The sequence below is a fragment of the Pseudanabaena sp. PCC 9330 genome, assembly GCF_055795045.1.
Genome location: NZ_JAYFES010000114.1, coordinates 1 through 24,453, shown reverse-complemented (window position 1 = coordinate 24,453; position 24,453 = coordinate 1). Strand labels below are relative to the sequence as shown.

General features: G+C 51.3%; 26 protein-coding genes. 13 read left to right on the top strand and 13 right to left on the bottom strand.

Translation table 11 applies throughout. From position 1 onward, the window contains the following. The first annotated feature begins 142 nt into the window (after positions 1-142). From AC0QKW_RS17225 to blaOXA, 4 genes are all read left to right on the top strand, one after another. A complete protein-coding gene (locus tag AC0QKW_RS17225; RefSeq protein ID WP_473152321.1) occupies positions 143-1,036 on the top strand; it encodes an AraC family transcriptional regulator in 894 nt (297 codons plus the stop codon). A gap of 116 nt (positions 1,037-1,152) precedes the next feature. Beyond that, a complete protein-coding gene (locus AC0QKW_RS17220) occupies positions 1,153-1,989 on the top strand; it encodes an alpha/beta fold hydrolase (protein ID WP_473152320.1) in 837 nt (278 codons plus the stop codon). 138 nt (positions 1,990-2,127) lie between these two features. After that, positions 2,128-2,529, top strand: a complete 402-nt coding sequence (locus AC0QKW_RS17215; protein WP_473152319.1) for a RidA family protein — start codon at positions 2,128-2,130, stop codon at positions 2,527-2,529. Between the two features lie 81 nt (positions 2,530-2,610). Further along, a complete protein-coding gene (blaOXA, locus tag AC0QKW_RS17210) occupies positions 2,611-3,519 on the top strand; it encodes a class D beta-lactamase (protein ID WP_473152318.1) in 909 nt (302 codons plus the stop codon). A gap of 223 nt (positions 3,520-3,742) precedes the next feature. On the opposite strand, the gene AC0QKW_RS17205 is transcribed toward blaOXA, so the two are convergent. Further along, positions 3,743-4,114, bottom strand: a complete 372-nt coding sequence (locus AC0QKW_RS17205; protein ID WP_473152317.1) for a hypothetical protein — start codon at positions 4,112-4,114, stop codon at positions 3,743-3,745. Between the two features lie 1,115 nt (positions 4,115-5,229). Between AC0QKW_RS17205 and AC0QKW_RS17200 the strand changes: the two genes are divergently transcribed. Continuing rightward, positions 5,230-5,514, top strand: a complete 285-nt coding sequence (locus AC0QKW_RS17200) for a hypothetical protein (RefSeq protein ID WP_473152316.1) — start codon at positions 5,230-5,232, stop codon at positions 5,512-5,514. 70 nt (positions 5,515-5,584) lie between these two features. Here the strand turns inward: AC0QKW_RS17200 and AC0QKW_RS17195 are convergent, their stop codons facing one another. After that, positions 5,585-6,016, bottom strand: a complete 432-nt coding sequence (locus AC0QKW_RS17195) for an HNH endonuclease (protein ID WP_473152315.1) — start codon at positions 6,014-6,016, stop codon at positions 5,585-5,587. Continuing rightward, positions 6,006-6,398 carry a hypothetical protein gene (locus tag AC0QKW_RS17190; RefSeq protein WP_473152314.1) on the bottom strand — a complete coding sequence of 131 codons (393 nt, stop codon included), beginning with the start codon at positions 6,396-6,398 and terminating at the stop codon, positions 6,006-6,008. Before AC0QKW_RS17190 ends, AC0QKW_RS17195 begins: the two co-directional genes overlap by 11 nt. A gap of 240 nt (positions 6,399-6,638) precedes the next feature. Here AC0QKW_RS17190 and AC0QKW_RS17185 point away from each other — a divergent pair, with 240 nt between their 5' ends. Both AC0QKW_RS17185 and AC0QKW_RS17180 read left to right on the top strand, forming a co-directional pair. Next, positions 6,639-6,998, top strand: coding sequence for a Pepco domain-containing protein (locus AC0QKW_RS17185; RefSeq protein WP_473152313.1), 360 nt, complete (start codon positions 6,639-6,641; stop codon positions 6,996-6,998). A 14-nt stretch (positions 6,999-7,012) separates the two neighbouring features. After that, positions 7,013-8,971, top strand: coding sequence for an SUMF1/EgtB/PvdO family nonheme iron enzyme (locus tag AC0QKW_RS17180; protein WP_473152312.1), 1,959 nt, complete (start codon positions 7,013-7,015; stop codon positions 8,969-8,971). A 20-nt stretch (positions 8,972-8,991) separates the two neighbouring features. Here the strand turns inward: AC0QKW_RS17180 and AC0QKW_RS17175 are convergent, their stop codons facing one another. From AC0QKW_RS17175 to AC0QKW_RS17160, 4 genes are all read right to left on the bottom strand, one after another. Further along, the gene (locus tag AC0QKW_RS17175; protein ID WP_473152311.1) at positions 8,992-10,308 is read right to left on the bottom strand and encodes an SNIPE associated domain-containing protein; all 1,317 of its coding nucleotides are present in this window, start codon (positions 10,306-10,308) and stop codon (positions 8,992-8,994) included. A gap of 345 nt (positions 10,309-10,653) precedes the next feature. Then, a complete protein-coding gene (locus AC0QKW_RS17170) occupies positions 10,654-10,872 on the bottom strand; it encodes a hypothetical protein (RefSeq protein ID WP_473152346.1) in 219 nt (72 codons plus the stop codon). 13 nt (positions 10,873-10,885) lie between these two features. Next, entirely contained in the window at positions 10,886-11,308 is a 423-nt protein-coding gene (locus AC0QKW_RS17165) for a PIN domain-containing protein (RefSeq protein ID WP_473152310.1), read from the bottom strand. 32 nt (positions 11,309-11,340) lie between these two features. Next, the gene (locus AC0QKW_RS17160) at positions 11,341-11,646 is read right to left on the bottom strand and encodes a UPF0175 family protein (RefSeq protein WP_473152309.1); all 306 of its coding nucleotides are present in this window, start codon (positions 11,644-11,646) and stop codon (positions 11,341-11,343) included. Between the two features lie 281 nt (positions 11,647-11,927). Between AC0QKW_RS17160 and AC0QKW_RS17155 the strand changes: the two genes are divergently transcribed. Continuing rightward, the gene (locus AC0QKW_RS17155; RefSeq protein ID WP_473152308.1) at positions 11,928-12,470 is read left to right on the top strand and encodes a hypothetical protein; all 543 of its coding nucleotides are present in this window, start codon (positions 11,928-11,930) and stop codon (positions 12,468-12,470) included. A gap of 15 nt (positions 12,471-12,485) precedes the next feature. Then, positions 12,486-13,031 carry a hypothetical protein gene (locus AC0QKW_RS17150; RefSeq protein ID WP_473152307.1) on the top strand — a complete coding sequence of 182 codons (546 nt, stop codon included), beginning with the start codon at positions 12,486-12,488 and terminating at the stop codon, positions 13,029-13,031. Between the two features lie 43 nt (positions 13,032-13,074). Here the strand turns inward: AC0QKW_RS17150 and AC0QKW_RS17145 are convergent, their stop codons facing one another. From AC0QKW_RS17145 to AC0QKW_RS17135, 3 genes are all read right to left on the bottom strand, one after another. Further along, the gene (locus AC0QKW_RS17145; protein WP_473152306.1) at positions 13,075-16,155 is read right to left on the bottom strand and encodes a helicase HerA domain-containing protein; all 3,081 of its coding nucleotides are present in this window, start codon (positions 16,153-16,155) and stop codon (positions 13,075-13,077) included. Between the two features lie 116 nt (positions 16,156-16,271). Beyond that, entirely contained in the window at positions 16,272-17,327 is a 1,056-nt protein-coding gene (locus tag AC0QKW_RS17140; protein ID WP_473152305.1) for a hypothetical protein, read from the bottom strand. After that, a complete protein-coding gene (locus tag AC0QKW_RS17135; RefSeq protein ID WP_473152304.1) occupies positions 17,324-18,583 on the bottom strand; it encodes a DUF559 domain-containing protein in 1,260 nt (419 codons plus the stop codon). The genes AC0QKW_RS17140 and AC0QKW_RS17135 overlap by 4 nt, the downstream gene beginning before the upstream one ends. A 289-nt stretch (positions 18,584-18,872) precedes the next feature. Between AC0QKW_RS17135 and AC0QKW_RS17130 the strand changes: the two genes are divergently transcribed. The 3 genes from AC0QKW_RS17130 to AC0QKW_RS17120 all read left to right on the top strand — a co-directional run bounded on the left by AC0QKW_RS17130 (position 18,873) and on the right by AC0QKW_RS17120 (position 22,474). Beyond that, a complete protein-coding gene (locus AC0QKW_RS17130) occupies positions 18,873-19,367 on the top strand; it encodes a hypothetical protein (RefSeq protein WP_473152303.1) in 495 nt (164 codons plus the stop codon). A 65-nt stretch (positions 19,368-19,432) separates the two neighbouring features. Continuing rightward, complete coding sequence (locus AC0QKW_RS17125) at positions 19,433-21,745, top strand: tetratricopeptide repeat protein (protein WP_473152302.1); 2,313 nt, start codon at positions 19,433-19,435, stop codon at positions 21,743-21,745. Positions 21,746-21,850: 105 nt separating this feature from the next. Next, on the top strand, positions 21,851-22,474 hold the full coding sequence (locus AC0QKW_RS17120; RefSeq protein WP_473152301.1) for a Uma2 family endonuclease: 624 nt from the start codon (positions 21,851-21,853) through the stop codon (positions 22,472-22,474). A 117-nt stretch (positions 22,475-22,591) separates the two neighbouring features. On the opposite strand, the gene AC0QKW_RS17115 is transcribed toward AC0QKW_RS17120, so the two are convergent. From AC0QKW_RS17115 to AC0QKW_RS17105, 3 genes are all read right to left on the bottom strand, one after another. Next, positions 22,592-23,176, bottom strand: a complete 585-nt coding sequence (locus AC0QKW_RS17115; protein WP_473152300.1) for a hypothetical protein — start codon at positions 23,174-23,176, stop codon at positions 22,592-22,594. 99 nt (positions 23,177-23,275) lie between these two features. Next, entirely contained in the window at positions 23,276-23,587 is a 312-nt protein-coding gene (locus AC0QKW_RS17110) for a helix-turn-helix domain-containing protein (protein WP_473152299.1), read from the bottom strand. 11 nt (positions 23,588-23,598) lie between these two features. Then, complete coding sequence (locus AC0QKW_RS17105) at positions 23,599-23,955, bottom strand: hypothetical protein (RefSeq protein ID WP_473152298.1); 357 nt, start codon at positions 23,953-23,955, stop codon at positions 23,599-23,601. Positions 23,956-24,109: 154 nt separating this feature from the next. Between AC0QKW_RS17105 and AC0QKW_RS17100 the strand changes: the two genes are divergently transcribed. Then, positions 24,110-24,394, top strand: coding sequence for a hypothetical protein (locus AC0QKW_RS17100; protein WP_473152297.1), 285 nt, complete (start codon positions 24,110-24,112; stop codon positions 24,392-24,394). The last annotated feature ends 59 nt before the right edge of the window (positions 24,395-24,453 follow it).

Below are 24,453 nucleotides of genomic sequence, written 5' to 3'. Positions count from 1 at the left end.
GAGAAGTATTAATCGCTAGCTTATGGCCTAAAACTTTTGTTGTTATCTTGGCTTTCTGACTGACAAGCGCTTTTCTGTATCATGGTTGACTTGGAAAAATTCTAATTTTTGTAACTGCAAGCAATCGGTGAGAGCAAGCTCTATGGCCAGCAACCCGCTCAACTCGCTCGAACTCAGCCACCAGTGGAATAAAACGCTGATGTTCTCCAGTCGCCAAATGAACTGGAATAGCGTTTTGGTGGAGCAGTGTCAAAGCCCTGCTTCAGCGTTTGAAATGGAACTCCCTGCTTTAGCCGATCACTGGCTCTACTTTCACACGGGAGGTCCTGCCCCTTTATTTCAAAAACGCGACGATCGCCTGCATGAATCAACCCTCCACCGAGGGGACAGCCTTTTGATTCCAGCTGGACAACCAAGCTATTGGTGTCAAGCACCAGATATGAGTGATGTCATTTGTGCTCCACTGCACATTTGCCTAAAACCGGAATTAATTCAACAAGTTGCTGAAGTCTCTGATATTGATTCAACACGATTCGAGCTTGTGCATGGTTTTGGTCAGCAAGATTTGCAACTTCATCACATTGGCATGCTAATGTTCGCTGAGTTGAAATCGGGCGGGATGATGGGGCAGTTATATATCGAATCACTCACTCAGGCTTTAGTGATTCATTTACTACGACGCTATTCGACCCTAGCGAAACCGATTGCATCACCAAACAGCCGATTAACTCATACCCAGTTGCAGCAGGCAATCGATTACATCCACGCTCATTTAAATCGAGATTTATCCTTGGCTGAACTGGCAAGCGTCGTTAATATCAGCCCGACTTACTTTGCAAGCTTGTTTAAGAAAGTAATGGGGATTTCGCCGCATCAGTATGTGATCAAACAGCGAGTGGAACGGGCAGAAGTAATGTTGAAGGGAACAGATTTGGCGATCGCCGACATCGCTCTACAAGTCGGCTTTTCCAGTCAAAGCCATCTGACGCAACAGTTTAAGCGACTAACCGGAGTAACACCGAAACAGGTGCGCTAACACCTTAAGGATCTGACAATTCACCCTAAGAATCTGAAAGAAATCGAGCATTAGAACTCACTATACTTCGGTTAAATCAGATAAGAACATTTTGCAATGTTCATTAGGAGGTCAATATGCCTTATGTAACTGTTGGTCAAGAAAACTCTGCAAACATTGATATCTATTACGAAGACCTTGGGGCCGGTCAACCCATTGTTCTCATTCATGGATTCCCCCTCAACGGCCATTCCTGGGAAAAGCAGGTCTTGGTGCTGCTAAATGCAGGATATCGAGTAATCACCTACGATCGCCGAGGATTTGGTGCGTCCAGCCAGCCCTCGTTTGGCTATGACTACGATACCTTTGCTGTCGATTTGAACACGCTGATGACCAAACTTGACTTGCATGATGCTGTGCTGGTCGGCTTCTCTATGGGAACCGGCGAAGTCACGCGCTATCTTGGCAACTATGGCTCAGAGCGGGTGCAAAAAGCCGTGCTGATGGCTCCAGTACCGCCCTTCCTGCTGAAGACCGCTGATAATCCTGAAGGCGTTGACCAGAGCATTTTCGATGGCATTATGAAAGCGATCGTTAAAGACCGTCCCGCTTACTTTTCTGACTTTTTCAGAGAATTTTTTAATGTGGATGTGCTGCTGGGCGAGCGCATCAGCAACTATGCCATTCAAGCCTGCTGGAATGTAGCAGCCGGGGCTTCTGCTAAAGGAACTTTGGATTGTGTTCCGTCCTGGCTCACCGATTTCCGCGATGATCTGCCCCGGATTGATGTACCTACCCTAATCATTCATGGCGATGCCGATCGCATTTTGCCACTGGAATCTACCGCCGCAAGACTCCCGGCACTGATTAACAACAGCCAGCTTAAGATTATCCCTGGTGGGCCGCACGCCATCAACTGGACTCACGCTGATCAGGTCAATCCCATCTTGCTGGACTTTCTTCAGCAGAAATAGTTAGTAATCTACCGTATTTCTGACTAGTGAACAAGTTGTGAATTCAACTTGTTCACGGTTCCGATCTAGCTGGCTGGCATAGGCTGAATGTTCAACACCTGAATTCAAAAAATTAATTGCCACAAACAAAGGAATACCATGAATAAGCCAGAGTTTTTTGTCACCCCCGGTTATGGGGAATACATGCTGAATAACTTGCATTACTCGCAAGCGGTAAAAATTGGCGATCGCGTAGAGACATCAGGTCAAGGTGGTTGGGATGACAATCTGCAAATTCCCGAATCGCTCGCAGACGAGATTGCCCAGGCATTTCGAAATATAGAGCGAACCCTAGCGGCCGCCGGGGCGGGTTGGGAGCATGTTGTCCATGTCAATTCTTACCACGCTGGCGGGTTGCCTCCGGAGGTGAACGAGGTGATGGTTAGGCTATATCGCCATTACATGCCCGACCATGCCCCAATTTGGACACAGGTAGGCGTCGCGGCACTTGGGCTCCCAACGATGCGGATTGAAATCCGCGTGACTGCAATCGTTCCATGAGTTTTGCATAGGCGGCAGCACTAGCGATACTGCTGTCGCCTATGCATAGAACGAAGACTTTTATCCGAATAAGATAGCACTATGAATCATCGTTTTCTTTTACTTGTCTCTTTGGTCATGGGTAGTGCAGGGATACTGCTCACTTCACCTATTTCAGCAGGGCATAAACTAGATACTCCGCAAATTGCGCAGCGACCAAAAATAAGTATTTCGATCACCGTAGATGATAGGTCTTGGGGCAGTGTAGAAAGGCAAGAGCGACCGGATTGGGCCAGTTTCTTCGACAGCGCTGAGGCTCAAGGAACTATCGTGGTATTAGATCAGCGCGGAGACGCTCAGCAGTTGTGGGTCTACAACCCGGAGCGGGCTGACAGAGCTTATTCCCCAGCATCAACGTTTAAGATTCCGCATTCTCTCTTTGCGCTCGACGCCGGTGTTGTTCGGGATGAATTTCAAGTTTTTGAGTGGGATGGAGTGGAGAGGGACTTTGCCCCACACAATCAAGATCAAACTTTGCGCTCAGCCATGCGAAACTCAGCCGTTTGGGTTTACGAAATTTTTGCTGACGAAATTGGAGAAGCGAAAGCAAGAGAGTATTTGACGCAAATTGATTACGGAAACGCAGACCCAAGCACTAATGAAGGTGCTTACTGGATTGATGGAGCACTAGCAATCTCGGCACAAGAGCAAGTTTATTTTCTACAGAAGCTGTACCAAAATGAACTACCTTTTAGGGTTGAGTACCAACGATTAGTCAAGGATATTATGATCGTTGAAGCAGAGCGGGACTGGATTCTACGGGCTAAAACTGGCTGGGAAGGGCGCTGGGGCTGGTGGGTAGGGTGGGTCGAGTGGTCAACAGGACCTGTGTTTTTTGCTCTCAATATCGATACGCCAAACCGATTGGACGACCTCTATAAAAGAGAGGAAATTACACGCCATATCTTGCAATCCATTGATGCATTGCCTGCGGAAGAAAATCCCAAATAGCGCTAGCTTATCAGTACATCTTTCTTGCGCATAATTGGGAGACTCTGTACATTAGGCGATTTGCCGCGCCATTTCGACGCCGGACTTGCTGCGTAGAAAGTTGATGGGATTGCATACCTCGGATTCGAGAAAGCCGGGGGCTAGCGCTCGCACGTCGTAGCGCCAATTCTCAAGGCCCGTAAGCTGTGCTCACAAGCCTTGAGAATTAGGTTTTGAGAATCGCTTACGAAGCGTTGGCCTTGGGGGTGCGGCGGCGGCGCTTGTATTCAGACTTTTTCTTGTAGCCAACGGCCTGGGCTTCGTCGCTGTTGGGGCCATACTGGCCGCGCACGGTTTCTTTCATCGCCATCACCATGTCGTGAAACTCGACCTCGGCCAGGCGGGCCGCATCGGAGGCAGCTTTGATCGCGGCCATGAGTTCGGTCTCTTGTTGCTGTTTGGCTCGCATGGTCTCATACCCGGCTTTGAGCGCTTCGGGGGTGGCTTCACTGCGGACGGGGATGTAGTTTTTGATGAAGCCCATGCCGTGGAAGGAATCAATATCGGCCTCAATGGTTTTGGCGGGAACGCGACGGGAAAAGTCAACGGTGTTCATGGTTAGATACGCCCTGAATAGGGGTGGATAATTGGGTTAATTTGGGCAGTGGGCAACGCAGCCGCTGGTCTGGGGCGATGACCTGGGGAAGTGGCTTGAATTGCGGCAATGGGTAAACCGAGATGACGGCGGGGGTTGGCGTCTGATTGTCTCGCCTAAGGGCAGATTGCCCAGTAGAAACAGGCTAATTTTGGGAGAATTAGCAAGATTGTGACCAAAGATGATGGATTTTGATGAAGAAACGATGAATTGGGCGGCGTGGAGAAATGGATGTTGCAGGCGAACGGTTGATGGGCGCGCTGCAACCTTGAGTTTTCTGAGGGTTCAGGGCGGTTTAGATTGATGGCAGAACCATTTGCGGCCCAAATACAAGATTCTGCTCTATGAAAACAATGTTTTGCATTGATGGCGGAATCATTTGCGGGTTTGGAGGAAAGGTTTGCCAGGGCGGCGGAATCATTTGTGGATTCGGAGGAAAGATTCGTGCCCGTGAAGGAAAGGTTTGCGGGGGTGGAGGAATGATCTGTGGCGCTGGAGGAAGCCTACGCGAGGTCGAAAGGATGATCTGCCTGGGTGGAGGAACCTTTTGGGTGGATGGAGGAAAGGTTTGAGCGGGCTGAAGCTTCTACCAAGCGGTCAGAAGAACCTCCCAGCAGATGAAATAAAGGTTGCAAGGGGGCGAAGGAAGGGCTCATAGGGGCTGATGAAGGGTTTGGGGTGGCGAATGAACTTTACCAGCAGCGAAAGTAAAGGTATAGGGCTAGAAACCGGGTTTCTTGGGGATGTGTAAGGGTTAAGTGCAACCAGGCAAAGAAACCCGGTTTTCAAGCTCAAGGTTTCTATCAGACGGTAACAATTCTTACTTGCGCCCGGTGCGCGATTGGACTAAATTACTGAGCTAAGGCTGTGTGCGTGCAGTCTGAACTTCCCAAGAATTTGGTCGAGCGCCACTGGAAGGTGTTGGAGCACCAACCAGCGGCTGACCCCCAAGCCTGATCTAGCCAGTCTCGGAGGCTGAGTATTATGTTACTCGTGGCCGCCCTGAACGGTATATGTTTGGGAGCGGCCAAGTTTTTGGGATTCCTACCCATCGTTTCATCGGAGGAATCCCGATTATGTTGTGTTTGCCATATTTGGTGTCGTCGGCCCGTCGGGGTGGGGTGACTAGTCCGTTGCTGTTGGCGAATCCTGAGGCCCAGCCGGGGCGGGAGCGATTGCGCCATTTGGTGATTGGCTCGCCGGAGGGGGTGCGAGCGACGATTAATCTGCTGCATGTGTTGACCTATGCGGAGCAGGCCACTTGGAGTCAGTTGATTACGATCCCGCGATCGGGGATTTTGATTACCCCGGAGCAGGGGGAGGTGTTTAGTCTGCTGAGGCGTGACAGACAAACAGATTAACCGTAAGCCAGCCCCCCAGGTTTAAGCACTCTTGGGGGGCTGGCAATAAAATTTGGGTTTGGACATTTAGCTATTGGGGAGGGTGCAAGCCTGCTGAGGCTAGGAGGCGCCGTAGGTTAATCACCCCTGGCCGATTCAGGGAAAGAGCGTCGATGGTAGCGCGACCGCAGGGTGTTTGCCCCACTATTTGGGTGGTGTCTGCGCTCCAGCTAAAGTGTTCGTGCCAGTTTCGCTGTCGAGGGTTGAAGATAGGGGCGGTTTCACCGGTCGATGGATCAATGAAATATATTTTGGTATGCTTGCGCCCGTTGCAGCCAAAGCAAGCCCAGGCCAGGTTTTCTAGGGTGGTTGCCCCGCCTCGCTGACGAGGTTGAATGTGGTCGATGGTAAAGCTGTCGGCAGAAAACTCGGCGGGGCAGCGGCAATACTCACAAAGCTGGTTGGCTCGCTGAGCAACCTCTTGCCGAAGACTGGGCGGCACACGTTTAGACTCAGGCGGCATTGAAGGGCTGCGCGTGGGATGAAAACTGTTGGTTAAGGCTGATTAGGTCAAGGTTGCGGAGCTTAGCTAGCGCCATGAGGGCTTCGAGACGCTCGACACGGTATTGCTCTAGGCGATCTTCGTAGTGCAGCAGTTCTTGGTGCTCGGCGTCGCTTAGCTCGCCCCACTCACATTTGTCGCGCAGTTCATCTAGGCGGTTTTGCTCTGGGGCGGGTAGTTGCCATTGGATGGTGGCTAACAATGGGGCCTCGGCTGGGTTGGCTGGGGTTGGGGAGGCAGGCTCAGCTAATACCTCCAGCAGTTGCACAACTGCGGCCAGCTTGTTTTGCGGGAGCTGGTCGAGGAGGGCGATCGCCCGTTGTCGGATATCAAGTGGAGGCATGACAAGACTTAGGGGCAAGGCTAGCTCTCATCTTAACAGGTGACTTTATGAGATTCTGCTTGGCTTACATACCACTAACAGAATCTAACTAAGCGTATTGTGGAGGTTGTCTTTAGCTAAGCTAGTAAAACAATGAGTTAACAGAGACATCCAGCCTCTAGCCTTTAGAAACCTAGCAATATGGTAATTGATACGGTTAAACTTACTTAGAGCCCAATCTTCACAACCATCCTACTTTACATGGCAGACGACTACATATACGTCATTACCGACACGGTACCTTCAGGTGGGCGTGATGGCAATGTTCCTCGTAATCCTTACGCAGATAATCCACCGCGTATCCAAACTACCAATCGTCTTGGCATTCCAGTTTCGGCAGAAAAATTAGAGCAAGGCATAGCAGATTTTTTACAGACTATGGGCCGAGTCATCGGACAAGCCCAAGAGCGTGCAACTGAGCTAGGCAATATGGAACTTGATGAGATTGAGCTATCTGTAGAAGTCAGTGGGGAAGGGCAGTTAAGCTTGTTAGGATCAGGTACAAAATTTGGCGGCAGTGGCGCAATGACCCTACGCTTTAAGAAAAAGAATTTAAACTAGTATTTACCTGAAAAATGGCTAAAAACTGGGCATTGGTTATCGGTATAAACGAGTACAATCCGGTTAATTTTAGGCCGTTGCGATACGCTCGACAAGATGCTGAACGTGTAAGAGATTTCTTCCAAAGTGTTGGATTCGAAGTCTGTTTTTTTGCCAAGGATGCTCCGCCGCTAATCCTGCCTGATGGTCAGTTTGAAACACAACCAACTTACGGCAACTTAATCACTTTTTTACAGGATCGTTTCGAGAGCCCCTTTTTGAGCATTGGTGATAATTGCTGGTTCTTTTTTGCGGGACATGGCGAGCGACACCAGGATCGCGATTATTTAATGCCAATGGATGCAAACTCGCGAGGGTCAAAAATAATAGCTGGTTTAGAAGTCAATGAAATTCAAGGATATTTGAGCCGCTGTGGTGCTGACAACGTGATTATGATTCTCGATGCCTGTCGTAGCGAAGGGAGCCGAGACAGTTCAGGTATAGGGCGAGATACTCAAAATGGAATAATTACTTTTTCTTCTTGTCAACCTACGCAAAAAGCATGGGAAATCGAGGAATTGGAGCAAGGAGCTTTTACTTATGCTTTTTTAGAGGCAATGCAGTTACCAGGAGAACGAAGTTGTGCCACTGTAGAGCGATTAAGTGATTATCTAAAACAACGAGTTCCTGCCCTTTGTAAGCAATACGGAAAAGCTCCAGCCCAGGAGCCGCGTATTAAAGTTGATCCGATTGAGAAACAGCACTTTATTCTAATCCCGAAATATGCAAGACAGTCGGATATTAACCAGCTAAAGCTGGATATATTTCGTTTAAAGAGCACCAACTTAGCTCTCGCAGAACAAATATGCATTCGACTTAATGCTCAAGCCATGGGTCAAGACTTAGAAGTGCTTGACATGTTGCTAGATATTCGCAACGAGATAAGGAACAAACCCTCTCAGGGTTTAGGAGACACATCCAAAAAAGTTGACGATGGCTCATTAACTCGTTCAAATTCTACTGGGATTGACTTCAATGATCGTCAATTAAAATCCGAAGATCTTATAAGTTTATCTGTCAGCAATAAAAGCTTGATTTCAGTTAGTGAAGAATCAATTCAAGCTTATCCATCCTTGCAATCTTCTCTTAAGAAATTGAATTTTGAAGTTATATCCAATGATTCACAAGGAAAAATACTTTCAAGGGAAATCGGTCAAGCATATATCTTAACTGAAGCCCTTAATGATGACATACATCTTGAGCTGGCTTTTATACCAAAAGGGGAGTTTCTTATGGGGACTACGGAAAGAATATCTCTTAATGAACTTCCGGAACATCGAGTAGAAGTTCGAACATTTCTTATAGGAAGATATCCCGTAACTCAGGAACAATGGAAAACAATTTCAAGCATGCCAAAAGTTGATCGAGAATTGAAAAAGCTTCCATCAAGAAAAGGCGGCAGAAAGCATCCTGTAGTAGAAATCACATGGGAAGATGCAAATGAGTTCTGTAAACGCTTATCAAAGTTCACAAAACGCATTTATAGACTGCCAAACGAAGCCGAGTGGGAATACGCCTGTAGAGCAGGCACGAGAACCCCTTATCATTTTGGCAATGCTATTACAACAGACCTAGCAAACTATGATGGAAATTATCCTTGTAGACCTGATTTAAAGGGTGTTTTTCGCAATAAAACTACTCCTGTAGAAGAATTTTGCAACCCAAATTCATTTGGAATTTTCGATATGCATGGAAACGTATGGGAGTGGTGTGCAGATGATTGGCATAATGACTATACCAACGCGCCATGTGACGGGCGTGTTTGGAGAGATAAAGATATAAATCCAAGCAAAGTTATGCGTGGTGGATCATGGATAAGCGAAGCTATGAAATGCCGTTCTGCTTGTCGGCAAAGAGGTAATATTAACTACAAGTTTCCTGACACTGGTTTCAGGGTAGTGTGTGAGCTAGAAAACCTTGAAAAACTTAATTAATGACTAGGCTGCATCAGTTATTATAATTGGTTGTTTTCTCCCAAGGAACGAACATACTCATCTTGCATGGGGATATGCTCACATTCCTCAATGTCTTTAATTAAACCCGTTTCCTTGGCGACTTGTCTTATTCCTTCTTTGATTTTTGGCAGAGGAACGCGAAAGAAATCGCGCCTTGGGTTCACCTTATTGACTTTTTCTCGAAGAAACAGGTTATGAATTCTTTCTATAGAAACTGAAGCATCTTCGGTGTAAGCTTTCAGGTGAATAATAAAAGGGAAAGGAACATAAGGATTCATATTTTTAATATATCTGTCAGGCTCGCCGCTCTGTGTAACAAATACTCTGTAAACACCTTCGCCTAAAGAGCCCTCATTAGAAACAACATAAATCACGCCAGACTTTATCGATCTATATCGTGAAATAGCATTTTCTTGGTCTTGCTTTGCTTTATCGATGAGTGCTTCATACTCTTTCCTCTTGCATTCTAAATCTTGCAAATTCTTTCCTATAGATTTTTGCATTTCAAGCTTTATCTTTTCTATTTCTTGCTCATACTCTTTTTGTTGTTCAAGTGCGTTCTCTTCATCCTGCTTAGCTTTTTCAATATCCTCTCTCTCTTTTTTCTCTCTCCTTAGCTTTTCACGAAAGTAACGATTCCGTTCTCTCTCCTCTTCCTTTTTAAACTCCATTTCATATTTGACTTCTAGTTCTCTAACCCTCAACCGTAAGTATTCTTCCGAAATTTGGCACTGCAATACTTGAGAAGATTTATTCAATCTTTCAAAACTTTTGTTGATTCTATTTTTCAATCGCTGAATATTCCCAGTCTTGGCTTCGTTAACTGCTGAATCGCAAACTGAGTCGAAGGCTTCAAGAATTACTTTAAGGTGAGCTATAATCATTCTCGAACCTTTTTTGGGGTCGTTATTAACTACCCAGTTCTGGCTGCAAAAGGCTGCTTTTCCAGATCTAATCAAGCTTTTTCTTTCAGCAGTTATCTGATCAAATCTAAGCTGATAATCTTCCGATTTCGAAAAATAGTAAACTGGCTCATAAAATCCAAGTTCTTGGAGATGATCCTCTTCCTCAAGCCTGTGAAGTCTACTCTCCAGTTCCTCAATAGAACGAATTGTCCCTTCTTCTTTTTCTTGAAGAGAGATTATCTGACTTTCTTTGCTTATAATCGCCAACTCTAGCTTCCTTTCCATCTCCTCCTTAGACAAAAGACCGCTATACCTACTTAATTTGGCAAAGAGACTTTGTTTTTCCTGGTATAGCTTGTAAGTTTCATATCCTAAAAAAAGTAAGCCGAGGGCAAGTAAGGTAGAAAGCATATGACAAATGATTATTTCTAGGACTTCATGGAAATTAAAAGATTAAATTTGTGTCAGAATTTGCCGAACCAAATCTTGATAGTTTGTAAAACTCTGCTCTTGAGTTTTCTAAAGCGGAGTTGCTGAGGTCGCCTATAGCTAACAAAACCTATGATCATCTGAAGCATAAAGCATCAAAAACATACAATCAAATTCAAGATAGCCTTTCCCATTCCCGGCAATGCTATTGAACAAAGCTAGGCTTCAATCACAACCTAATCCAGTGCCCTGCCGCGCCCTTCTCCAGGGCACTGGCTTCATAAGAGGAGATGGATATCTATAATCCTTGTGCAGCAAGGGTTGTAGTCAATTAACCTTAAATTCCTGAAAGTGCTTGCTAGGCAATGCTTTCAGCCATCTATCACCTGTTGGCAGACTAGTGCTGGCCCGAGTCAGTTGGCAGAAGATCTCGGTATCAGCCACCGTCTCGCGGGAGAGGATCTCCCACAGGTAGCGCAGTTGGGCCGACTCACTGGTCCAACCACCGGGCTTTTCGAGGAACGTCAGCGGGGCCGCTTGTCGCATAAGTTCTTTTATTTCATGCCTCGTTGACATACTCAAGCACAGCCGCAATGAAACGCTGACTGAAATATATACCAACCTCGTGCATAGCTTCTAGCAATGGTTTAACAGCGCTAATCTGCCCTAGCTGTTTCGCCTGAATCAATAAACCTACCGAGCCTGTTACCCTGAGTTGCAAAGACTCAGCGACCTTGCGGCCAGTCAATTCATCCATCAGCACTAGCGTTGCCCGTTTTTCTAACGCTAAGGCAATCACCTCAGCTTTACCCCTATCTAGCGTGGGTAACAGCAGCCGCATTGGGTCCTCAGATTGCAGCCTTTCAACCCGAATCCAAGATTCCTGCGCTAAGTTAATCTGCCCAGCCGCCGAGCCTGTGTAGTTCGACACCTCCTCAGCGACGGCATTTGGAATAACCAGCTTCTCGACCACATTCTGCATGAGCGAGAGCTGCCCAATTCTGGCAAACGCGATCAGAGGTGTGGCATTGCAGATTTATGGCAGTCACGGTCTGCCAATTCAGCAATACCAGCTAAATCCGTTGTAAGGGCAGACTCATCATAGTCAAAGACCACAATGCCCCGCTGAGTCAAAAGATCCATAAACGTCAGGCGATTTAAGCCTGCTAGCTCAGCGGCTTTGCCCAAAGATAGCTGCTTCTCTTGAAAAAATGCGATCGCAGCCAGCAACCGAATCCGCTCACCCAAGTCAGTTGCCCCCATCTTGAGAGCCGCCACCATGTCCTGTGAAACCTCAAGAGTAATTGTTTCTGTACTCATGAGCTTCACCTGCTGGAATCAAACCTGGATTTTTATATCCTAAAGCGGGTGATGAGACTCGAACTCACGACATTCAGCTTGGGAAGCTGACACATTTCCTTGATATACAAGGCTTTTAGGCAAGAGCTTTTAGGCTTGTACCAATTCTATACCAGTTTTCAGCCTGCTGCTGGGTACACAGTCCAGAAAGCTGTAGCTCTACCATGGGCCAGCGCTGTGCAATCCCTATTGGAGAGCCGAACGGTCATTGATAAGCTTTAGGGCATTCCGATGTAATGCCCATGAACCGCCCACTTCGATTGACCAAACCGCCAAATGAAATCGTCACGGCGACAATCGGCCTGCTAACCCAGGAACAGGTCGGACAAATCGATGACATCTGGGCAGGCATTCTGCGGGAGACACAGCAGCCTGATGCCAGTTGGGACTGGGCCTATAAGTTACGACTGGCTGTCAATGATGATGGCTATGAGGCTTACGGCATCGAGTTTGAGGCGCTACTTCAAGGCGTCATTTTGCTGGAAACGCAATGGCACCGTTCCTGGTTGCCGCAACGGTTTCCTTTGGTCTATGTCGAATACTTAGCCTCTGCGCCGTGGAATCGCCGATTACTCGAAGATCCGCCCTATCTGATTGGGGTCGGACGGGCACTCGTACTTTTTGCCCGTCAGCGCAGTGTGGAGTTAGGGTACGGTGGTCGCGTCGGTCTCCATGCGCTACCGGGCGCAGAAGCTTTCTATCGACGTTACAATATGCCGGACTACGGCCCTGACCCGGACAAAGACGGGTTGGTATACTTCGAGTACGGCGCTTTAACGCTCTAACTCAGAGAATCGCTTATGAATGACGCAATCCTAGCTGAGCAACTGAGGAAAACGGGCAACCTGATGGATTTGCTCAATGACGAGGCTTGGGTTCGGGAAGCCGATGCCGATGGCGCTGGAGCGGAAGGGCCGGTTGAGGCTGGTCTGGGCCTACAGCCTTATGTGGAGTTACTCAAGAATGCCTCGCCAGAAGCTTTGCAGCGGCAGCGGTGGACTGTGAAAGTGCTATCTATCTTGTTGCCGGAGCTAAAGGGGTGGTTAGAGTCGTGGCACCTCGGGAGAAGTCTGGAGGTTGTCTACATGGAGGCACAAAAATGCCTGTATCGTCACCTGAGAAATTTGACTCCAGAACAAACGGACTGGATTGAGGCGCTATTGGCTGAAAAAGAGCAGGCACTACCTGACGAGCAGAAGGTGGTTCGGGCTCAAGCGGTCGCCATGCTGGCTCAGATCTTTACTTCCGAAGATTGGCAGGCGATCGCAAATGCTGCTGCTCAAACGGTGTCGAACGATATTCTACAAATGGGGCAAAAAGCGGCGGTTCCCGTCGCTACTCTCTGAGTCAAGGCCATTCGGTTTAGTCGTTCGCTGATGTTGGTTAAACCTATTGATTAACACCACTGGCTGCCAGGGCTTGTACCAACTCTAGCGGTACTTGCTCAGCCCGAACCAATGACAGGTTTGCTTTTAAGCTGGTGACATCCCCAGCCCGGATCGCGAAAAACTCGCCGACCTGTTGGTTGGCCAGCTTACTGGTCACATCTGTTTTGGCTTCGCTGAGCATGGGCTTCAACTTGTTGAGGGCGGTGTTTTCCTTTACCTTGCCGACAAACCAGGAGGAGATTTGATCTCGACACTTGTAGTCCAGGTCGCCGGGGCTTTGGGTAGCAAGCAGAATGCCCAGTCCGGCGGAACGGGCTCGCTTCAGCAGGCTTTCCATGGGCTCCTTGGTGGAGGGTTTGCCCTGGGCGGGCAGATACAGATCGGCCTCATCGAACAACACCACCGCCTGGAGCTGGCCAGACGGGTGCCGCTGGGCATAGCGGTTGAGGTTGAGCAAAAACTGCGACACCCAAAATAGAATGTTGGCGTTATCGCCCAGGCTGCCCAGGTTGATCACCGATAGCCGGGTCTTCTGGGGGTGAGACGAGGCCAAAAGCTGCTCGGTGGACAGTTGTTCGCACTGAGGATTGAAGAGGTGGCCGGCCATCAGGCTGAGGGTTTGGAGGTCTTCCGCCAGCTTTTTGCAGTGCTTCGGGTCTAACACCCCAATCGCATTCACCAGCAGCGGATCTTGCTCGGCGATAAATGAAATCAGCCGGTCGATGCTCAGGGGATTGTCGGTCTGGAGCGTGCTGAGCACGGCGATCGCCTGCCCCAAAACCGCCATCCGAGTTTTGTCTAACCCCGATGACTTGTATCCCATAATTTCCCCCAGGGCGGCGGCGCAGTAGTTGGCCAGTTGCTGCCGCTCAGCGCTAGACAGTTGCCCCAGTCCCGGCGGGGTAATGGCAATGCTCAACGGTCGCCCGGCGTTGCCCAGGGTGCCGGGGGTGTAGACTGCGACATCGATGTGATCGCGCAGCAGTTGCCGGTAGGCCATCAGCCGAGGATCGTCGGTGGGCTTTTCCCAAGCCTCGGGGTTGGCGTAGCTGCACAGATCGCCTTTGCGATCGAGCAAAATGGCGGGCACGCCCCGTAGCAGCAGTTGTTCGATCAATGTCAGGGCCAGGGTGGTTTTGCCGCTGCCCGATCCCCCCAGAAACGCGGCGTGGCGCACCAGCGCTTCCCGAGACAGGTCAACCGGGGTTGGCCCTGTGGCGCGAGTTTGGCCCAAGGGGATGGCTGACGCTGGCTCGGGTAAGGTCGGTTCAGCCTCAAAGTTGGGAATTGGTTTCGGCGGGTTTTCAGGAGCATTATCCCCAGGCTTTATGACTGGCGACTGAGGCGCTGACGGGGTCGGCGGAGGCTGACTGCTGGACGCAGAACTGGTGGCAATCTTCAGGTTGGCCAGATCTAAGATGCGCTGGAGGGAGGGCAATTGCGACAGGGGTTTCTCGGCCTGGAGCCAGGCGGGGTAGTCGGAGCGATCGCCGTACCGCTGCTCGAAGCTTTGAATCGCCAGCATGGTGCGCCAGTCAGAATCAGTCACCTGGGCGCGACGGCCTCCCTGGCTGAGAAAGTCGCCAATCTGCTGAGCAACTTTTGTTTGAGGATTGCTGGGAAATTCGGTGGTGCGCAGGGCTACGGGGATGTGGGTTCCAGCATTTTGCTGAAGCTCCCGAATTTGCTTGGCTAGGGAACCACCCCTGGCGGATTTTTGACACAGCCTCAATAGTAAAGATTTCTGGGTAGCATTCGGACCCAGGTGCAGATTTACAGCTAGGTAATCCTCATTGATTTGGGTGACAAATTGGCAGCCATGGCCTAGTTCCTGCCCACAGCGCTGAATGCTATAGCCCATGAGGTGAAGTAGGTCGCGATCGTCGTCGGGAGGCTCAAAGCTCCCCGCCAGGTGATCATTCCAATGTTGACTCAGCTCATAGTCTGGCGAAGGTTCCGCCCTATTCTCAGACCCCGAAGAAGTGTCATCTAGGTTGGGTAATTGCCCTGTCGTGATGCTGTGTTCTCGCTGACGACGGCACCACTCCAACACGTCGCGAGTCGTTTTACCCGCCAACTGCCCAGCGATTGCGTCAGGGAAGGGATATAGCGCTTCACCACTGTCAATCGGAATCTCAGCCAGTTCGTAAACATGTTGCAGTCGCCGAGCGATAATTTGCCTGACCTCATCATCTGATCGTCGAGCTTTAAGACTGATGGGGGTTGGGTCTAGCTCCAGGCGATCGAGGTGGGGTTTTGGCAGGTGTTGTTTCAACAGATCGTAAAAGCTCTCTAAGCAGGAGAGCACGACGATGACGTTGGGAATCTCAGCTAGCGTAACAATGGTCTGAACAGCTCGTCGGAAACGCTGCCCAGCATCATCCATGCTGTGAATATCTTCTAACTGGTCTAGGCAAACTACAAAGGCCCCGCCTGTAACCGCTTGAATCAACAAGGCAAAAGACCGTAGCATCCGCAGGGGATCATCATCGTGATCGCGGCCAACGACCCCACCTAGAACTCTACTGTCGTAGGGTGTTAGGGGTTCACACCGCAACAGTTTAAGAACTTTAGCGCTGATTGCAGGTTGGCCGGGTTGTAGGTATAACAGCGCCCGAATCACGTCGATATCGACACCATTAAACTGTTTTAAGGCAATCACGCGATCGGCGATCGGGTAAATTAAATCAATCAGTTCTTCCTGGGATAGATCGTCTTCTTTTAGCAGAGTAAGCTCATTAGGCGTAACGACGCCTGAGCTTTCGGCGAGGGCATTAGAAAACTCAATCAGTCCAGTTTTTGGCCCAAAGGGTTCGTAGTAGGGTTTATCGAAGGAATCGATGGTGTTTCTCAGCACATATCGAGCATAGTTCGACACCGCAGAGGTCATCTGCATGTAGCCAAAGAAGCCCTTCTGTTGTTCGTGGGTTTGATTGCGAAAAAACCGCATCAGATGCGTTTTACCTGCCCCCGACTCTCCCAGCAGCAACAGAATGCGGCCTGAATCGCTAGCCAAAGAACTATCGGCTCGATTGAGCAGCCGCTCATAGGCTGAGCGAGCTTCTGGATGAATGGTGTCCACATCGTATAGATCAGGTTGCCAGATTTGATGCTGGTGAGTAACAGCATGAAAAACATCAAGCCCCTGATGCGAACAAAAGGCATCGAATCTCGGATCAGTAGTCATAGCAATTGGCTTTAGTCAAGACGAATAAAGTGAAACGTGCTGTTTAGATGATTAATTTCGGAAGCAGATACATCATTGGCATCTAGGGCATAGGCTAGGTCAGCCCGACTTAGATCGAGTCTTCGCTGCTGATTAGCATTTACCAAACGCTGTTTGAAGTCTTCTAGGGTGAGCGTTAGGTCTGGGTGCTGTTGCTGTAAGGTCGCCCAGACCCGAGAGATAAATACTTTGGAGGCTCCTAACCGGCCATCTTGAGTGGCTTTTGCCGCGTTGAGGGTAAGCTCAGCGAACGCTTCATCTGACAAGGTGGCTGGGGTGGTGGCAATTTTTTGGGGTGGCAATGCGGCGCTGGTCACGGCTTGACGCAAAATCGCGGTGCGCAGTTCATCGGGGGTGGTGCGCTTGGCCTGGGCGACTTTAGCCACCAGCTGCGACAGCGCTTTGCCCCAGGGCAGAGGTTTGGGGGTTTTAAGCAAATCGTTCAGCAGAACCGTCTTGACGGTGCCCTGGTTGAACGCCTGCAGCCGCAGGTTGGGGAGTTGGGCCTGGAGGCGTTCAGCAGTTTGGGGGTTACACAGGTGCTGCCACAACAGTGCATCGCGCACCTGGGTGAGCGTGCTGAAGGGAGCGATGGGTAGGTCGAAGCCCTGCTGGAGAATGGCAGCTCTAAGCCCGTCTTTTTTATCTGAACCCGCCAACCGTCTACGGGTCTCGGTGGAAAGGGCGGGGAGGTTGAGGGCGTGGGCGATCCAGTCGGTATTCTTCAGGGTTTTCCACTGGAGTCTGGGGGGCAGGGTCTTGAGGTTGAGAGCGTCGAGGATGTGCTGTCGTCCACTGTCGCTCAGTTGATGGCGCGATGAGCTGACAGGCTGGGTGTAGCCTTGCTCACTGAGGCTGGTCAAGGTGGTTTCGATTCGCTCGGTATAGGCAGTGTTAGATAGCTCGCTACCGGCGATCGCCTTGAGGGCCGCCTTCAACTCGCTGACGGTCATACCGTTTTTATCGGCCAAGAGTAGGCGGCTCAACAGCAGGTCTGCCAGGGGGATGGGTTGCAGTGAAAGCATCATGCCTCCGAAGGTTGGGTGACAGAAGAAGAGCGGGTAGCGAGGGCCTGGTCAACGGCATCGAGAATGCCTTCGAGGTCTCTAACCACATCTTCTGAGAGAAAGCGCAGCACCAGAAACCCCTGCTGCTGCAACAGCCGATCTTTGCGGCGATCGCGGCGGTAGTTGTCGAGGCACTGAAAGTGATAGTGCCCGTCCAGTTCGATCACTATTTTGGCCATGTCATCGAGAAAGTCCACTTCCATGGGGCGACCGCCAAAGTCTATGTCTAGCTGCGCATTCACCTGAAATCGCCCCGTGGTGGTTGGTTTGGCCTCTAGATACTGAGCCAAAAACCACTCCGCCTGGCTGCGGTAAATCTCAGCCGCCTCTGCGGTCTCGGGCTGGTGAGCAGGGTCGAGAAGAGCCAGCGCCGTGTCTATCACGTCTGGGGTGGTGCCGTGGGTTTCGGCCAGGTTTAGCAGAGACTGGATCCGCTCATCGACTAGGTTGCGTTCGCTCAACCGCTGTCTAAGGTTGCCCAGTTCTAGAGAGGGGACATCGATTAGGCCACCGCGCAGCATCGCCTTGGCTCTCGATTCGGGCAGCTCGTTTAGCAAGCACTGAACCTGGGCTACGGTTAGCGCCAGGGCCACTGGAATCCGCGGCACCGCCTCTATTAGTTGGGCGAGGGCAGCGAGGGCGACAGCGGCTTGATCATCCTCGGGCAGCAGCACCAACAACCCAGGCACCGCAGACGGTGAAAATAGCCGCGCTACGGCAGCAAAGCTGGCCAACACCATAGAGGAGTCTGACAGTGCCAGGGACTTAGTTTGTGGCTCTGATCTTTGGAAGGCAGGGAGCCAGTCAAGGATGGCTCGCAGCCGCTCTGCATCCTCCGAGAGGGGCGCTAGCTGCTGCCAAAACAGCTGACGCTGGTAGTCGCTGGTATGGGCTAACCAGGCGGTCAGTTCCGTTTCGGGGCGATGGGCCAGGGTCGCAAAGTTTTGCAGGATCCGCGATCGCAGTTCATCATGCTGCGCCAATGCGGCGAGCCAGGTTTCTAGGAGGGTGGCGATGGACGTGTAAACCCCCACGCCCGTCGATCGCCCAGTCTGTTCCAACCACTGAGTCCACAGCTGCCGGGCCGCAATGGCTTTTCCCTGCAAAACCGACAGCGTCGGGATGGCCTGGCACCGCTGGGAATGGTGTAGGTCTAACCGGGCGATTCGCGAAGTGATCCCTGCGGGAATCGCGGTTGCTTGTGGCTCAAAGGTCAAAATGTAGAAACACCCTTGCACGGTCAATTCAATGCTAGCCAGGGTTCATCCGGCTCATCCCAAGATAGCTTTGCTTAACCAAAGCTCAATCGGTGTGTGAAGGGGATGTTGTAAGAGTCACAAAGGCATTGGCCAGGAGGATAAGACGGCGGGGGCCGCCACCTTGGCTGAAAGTGAGTCTACAATCCAGGTCACCGAGTCTGTAATGGCATCAGCGTCTAAGTTCTTAGCGTTCCAGCAGGAATTAGGCTAAAACTGAGGCAGAAATCCTTTTTCTCCACTCAATTCTATGCCGACTGATCGCTTGAATCAGCTTGCTGAGCAGTTGGATCTGTTGCAGGAACAACTTGCGGGTACCGAAGAAGCCAAAATCATGGCTCGTCTTGAGGATAAAGCCCTGCTGGAGCAGCGAATCCGAAAGCTCAAGCAGGAAATGCAGCCGGTCGCTCAGGAATATTGGCAACTCGCCGCCCGTTCGGCCCATCAGCTGACTATCCCAGAGTCAGAAGCTGAGGTGGCAGTAGGGGAAATTGTGGAGGCCGTAACGCAGATCGAAACGGCACCTACTCCCGTCTACTCAGCAGAAATGCTGCAACTGCTGCGAGAGATCCGTGACCAGCTGAACCAACCTGGCCCAACGGCATCGGCCAAACTGAAGGGGGTCATTTCGTCGATGCCGCCTTTTATTGGGCTGTCCTATGAAGCGGAACTGGATACGGAGAACTTTTTTCGCACCTACTTTCCCACCTTTACTCGGTTGATGAAGGGGGCCGCAAAAAAGTAGTTTCCCCTGGTCAGGTTAAGGCTAGCCAGGGGAAATTCTCTTCGGAGGAACCCAAACGCTTCACGGTGCCCTACCTCCGCAACGAGTTCTTTACCGGACGTGATGCCATCCTCGCCCAACTCCACGACACCCTGGGGCAAACGGGTACTGCCGCCCTGAGTCAGGCTCAGGCAATCCACGGGTTGGGCGGGATGGGCAAAACCCAAACCGTAGTGGAATATGCCTACCGCTATTTTCAGCACCCCTCTGGCTATGGCTGGGTGCTGTGGGTAAATGCCAGCAGTTTGACACTGGCCGGGAGTTTTGGGGCGATCGCCAACGATCTAGCCCTGCCCAACCATCGAGAAAACAAGCTGGATGAGAACATTACGGCGGTAAAACGCTGGCTATCTACAAACGATCACTGGCTGCTGATTTTCGACAATGTGGACAATCCCGATGCCGTACAGGATTTCCTCCCCAATGCGCCTAACGGGCGGATATTGATCACCTCGCGACTGTCACGATTGGAACGGCTGGGGGTGGGTCGGGCGATCGCCCTCGATACCCTGGCCCCAGAAGATGCCCATACCTTTTTGCTACGGCGTACCCAACGCGATTCCCTCGATGCAGCTGAGCAGCAAGCTCTAGAAACTCTAGCTCAGGAACTCGGCTATCTACCCCTGGCACTGGAGCAGGCGGCGGCCTATATCCAGGCCAAAGGGGTGAGCTTTGCTGTCTATTTGCGGTCTTACCAGCAGCGACGCTTGCGGATGCTAGAAAAAGAACGGCCCCAGGTGGGTAACTATCCCGCGTCGGTGGCTACTACCTGGCAGATCAACTTTGAGGCAGTGCAGGCCAGTAGCCCCGCTGCCACCGATATGTTGCGACTGAGTGCATTCCTGGCACCGGATAATATTCCCTACGAGATTTTAAGCCTGGGCAAAGATCACCTGGGAGAGACATTGGCAACTGCCTTAGCTGAGGTGGCAGAGGATGAGCTGATAATCCCTGAACTGCTGGCGGAACTGACCCGCTATTCTCTAATTCGGTTAGAAACGGATTACCGCTACAGCATTCATCGTCTGGTGCAGGAAATTTTGCGCGATCGCCTCACCTCGGAACAACGGCAGCAATGGCTAGATCGCGTGGTCAATGCCCTGAATGCGACGTTTCCTGATCCAGAATTTGAGAACTGGTGGCGGTGCGATCGATTGGTAGAACAGGTGCAAGCGATTAACCGTCAGCCAGCTACTGTGACGATCAACTTTGCACGCTTGTTGAATCAAACCGGCTATTTCCTGCACAAACGCGGGCACTACAAGGAAGCGGAACCGCTCTATCGGCAAGCCTGGGACATTAGGCGATCACAGCTTGGCGACACCCATCCCGACACCGCCACCAGCTTGAACAATTTGGCAAAATTGTACCAGTCCCAAGGATGCTACAGGGAGGCAGAACCTCTTTTCATCCAAGCTTGGAAAATTTGGCGATCACAACTAGGAGAGAACCATCCCAGTACAGCCACAAGTCTAAACAATTTGGCAGAGTTGTACGATGCCCAAGGGCGCTACGGGGAAGCTGAACCACTCTTTCAGCAAGCCTTGAAAATCCGGCGATCACAGCTCGGCAACGACCATCCCGACACCGCTAGTAGCCTGAACAATTTGGCAGAATTGTATCGTGCCCAAGGACGCTATGGGGAATCCGAGCCGCTCTACCTCCAAGCTTTGAAAATCACACGATCACAGCTCGGTAACGACCATCCCGACACCGCCACCAGATTGAACAATTTAGCATTGTTGTATCGTGTCCAAGAGCGGTACGGGGAAGCCGAACCGCTTTACCTCCAAGCCTTGAAAATCACACGATCACAGCTCGGTAACGACCATCCCGACACCGCCCAAGGTCTGAACAATTTGGCAGAGTTGTATCGAGCCCAAGGACGCTATGGGGAAACCGAACCACTCTTGCTTCAAGCTTTGAAAATCCGGCAATCCCAGCTCGGCGACGACCATCCTGAAACTGCTCAAGGTTTGAACAATTTAGCAGTACTGTACCAGGCCCAAAGGCGCTACGGGGAAGCTGAACCACTCTTCCTACAGGCCTTACAAATCCGACGATCACAGATTGGTGACAACCATCCCGACACCGCTAGCAGTTTGAACAACTTAGCAGCCTTGTATCAGTCGCAAGGGCGCTACAGGGAAGCGGAACCGCTCTTCCTACAAGCTCTGGCAATTTTCATACAGATCTTGGGAGACAATCATCCCCATACGCAGACAATTCAGGGGAATTTCCAGTATTACTTGCAGCAGGTCATAAAATCACGACGTATTGCCGAGCTGTCCGATCATCCCGCAACTCAAGGGCTATTGACCCAGTTGCAGCAGGGATGACGGTGCTAGACGGCAATACGAGATCCACCTGCATCAGGCGTCGCGATAGACTAAAGCGGAACTTAACGTTCGCCTACAACACCACACAGGGCAGCCAGATCAACCATGGCACTCGCAAGCGATCGCCACACACAACCGATTTCCCTGAATTTTGAGGAGTTTCTCGCTCAGTATGGCGATGATAGTCGCTACGAACTCATTGATGGAGAACTGTTTGACTTGGAACCGACAGGGCCTCATGAGCAAGTGGCGGCAACAATTGCCCGTTGGCTCAATTACGACATCGTGCAGCAAAGTGCCGATTACTTCATCCCCCACCGCTGCCTGATCAAACCCCTGGCCAACCAGACCGGGTTTCGCCCCGACGTGATCGTTCTAGATCGCGCCGCCCTCCCCCAAGAGCCGCTCTGGGCTAGCCAGCCCGTGGTCACCCTCGGCAGCACCGTCAAATTTGTGGCAGAAGTTGTCAGCAGCAACTGGCAAAACGACTACGCCCGCAAACTCGAAGACTACGCCCTCCTGGGCATTCCAGAATACTGGATTGCCGACTACCAGGGGCTCGGCGGCGAATTCTTCATTGGTCGGCCCAAACAACCCACATTAACCGTCTGTACCCTGAACTCAGAGGGGCGTTACGACCGGCAATTGCTGCGCGGCGATCAGCGCATTGCCTCTTCTGTTTTTCCCAACTTGAACCTGACAGCCAAAGCCATCCTTGGGGTTGGATGAGATAGATCCCCATCCGCCATAGGTCAATGCCAGCATTCAGCGCCCTTGGGCAGCAGCACAAAGAACGCTGGCACCAAAGCCGAGGAAAATAGCCACAAACGCGATTACCGACAGCTCTCAAGCAAACACTTCCCCATGCCCCTCGGGAGTAAAGCAGGGGCTAGATGGAGCCGGATCGAACATGACGGTGTACTGAGTTGAGGGGCTCAGCCGCCGCAGGGCTTTCAAATGGGCATCAGCATCATTGCGCCGTCGAAACCGGGCCACCATGCGCCGCTGCATGTGGGGAAGAAGTTGAACAACGCACCAGGGATGGAGCAGCTGGTTGTAGGCCGTAGGCGCTTCCCCCTCGTAGGCAGCGGATGACGAGTACTGCTGGTTCCCTAAACGGGGATCTTCCTGCTCGCTGACAGCATCCCTTGGGTAAGGCTGCACGCCCTCCCCAGCACTGGCAGCGCTGGGCCTCAACGTCTGCTCAATCTTGCCTAACAGTTCAGCAGCCTCTCGGTCCGGAGGATGCAGCGTCCAGGCGTTGATTGGAGCAGGCTGGAAGGTCAGTCGGTAGGTTTTGCCACTTCTCCCGTGAACCAGCCACACAGCCTGTCGGGGCAGCTTTTGTACGCGATACGAGCCTTGCCCTGGTTTTGCCAGCGCCGCTCGGATACGTTTGATATCCATCATAATTCGGTGCCCTTGGCTCACGCGACTGTCCTCCCTGATGGGTGAATGAGGTGTATTTGGGGTCACCCTAGCCGGGGGAGATTCGCCAAAACAGAGCACGGTGCTATTGACAGTCTTGAGTTAGGTGTGCTTTTCTTCGGGCTCAGTGGAGCACAGGGATTGCCGCAGGTCTGCCGGAATCTGGTCAAAGTTGTCGAGCAAGAAATCCATCAGGGCCAGATGGCGCAGGTCAACCGGGGTGGGACGGCGATAGCTTTGCCCCTTTCGGAACCAGCCCCGTACCGTTGAGACCGACCGGGAACAGATCGCAGCCATATCTTCCTGACTTACCTGCCACTTGGCGTAAAACCGCTGGGGCGTCATGCCTAGTTGGCAATAGCTGTACCGCTCGATTAAGTGCTGCTCGTGGGGAGAAAGGGGGCGGGGATTCATCGGGCAGCCTCTCAATCGGCGGGTTCGAGGTCGTCTTCCCAGGCGATATCGGCTCTGACCCAAGCGGCACTGGGGGAAGCCGAATCGAGCCAAATCAGGTAGCACCACCGCCAGCGGCGGCTGTGGGGGGCGTAGCTGTAGAACCGGCCAATGACCAGGCCCCAATCGGTCGCGTTGCCGTGGGGAAGCCAGCGGAGGCGATCGCCATAGTCAAAACAAGGTGCTTCAACAGACGGAAAAGACGAGGGTAATCCCGGCCCAGGCTGCGTGAGGTGTAGTTTGCTAAGCAGCAGGCTGGGGTTAGCCAAATCCTGCCGAGCCCGTTCTAGTGAACGGTCTGAAGCCGGGTAGTTGGCAGTCCAAAGCATGCCAGAACCTGTGCCCTCGCACCGTTGATGGCCCGAGAAAAATGCATTTGACATACGGCAAAATTACTCCTCATGGATAGGAGTCGAAATTTAATCCGAGGCGTCAGAAGGTTGCTCCAGATTCAATATAGAGTAATTTCGGCAATTCGGCAATGTGAGAATTATCGAATACAAGAAATCGTTTATCAGGCTAGGTAAGATTGTTGGGGTAAAACCGCTGGGCTACCGCTGGGCAGATGAAATGGCCAAGAAAAAGAAGACCGAGTTGCGTCTTTATATCACCCCCAGTTTGGATAAGTTGCTGAAGACGCTCTCTGGTCTTAGCGATCAACCCGTCAGCAGCATCGTTGAGGACACCCTCCGGGAGAGCTTGCCCAGCAAATATCAAGAGCTGATGGACACCCACAACCTCGGCCTGCTCTTGGAGGATGACGAGTAGCGTCTGGCAGCGGTGGGAGAATAGTCTCTGGTGTCAGTCGGGCAGAGACCGTAACAGTC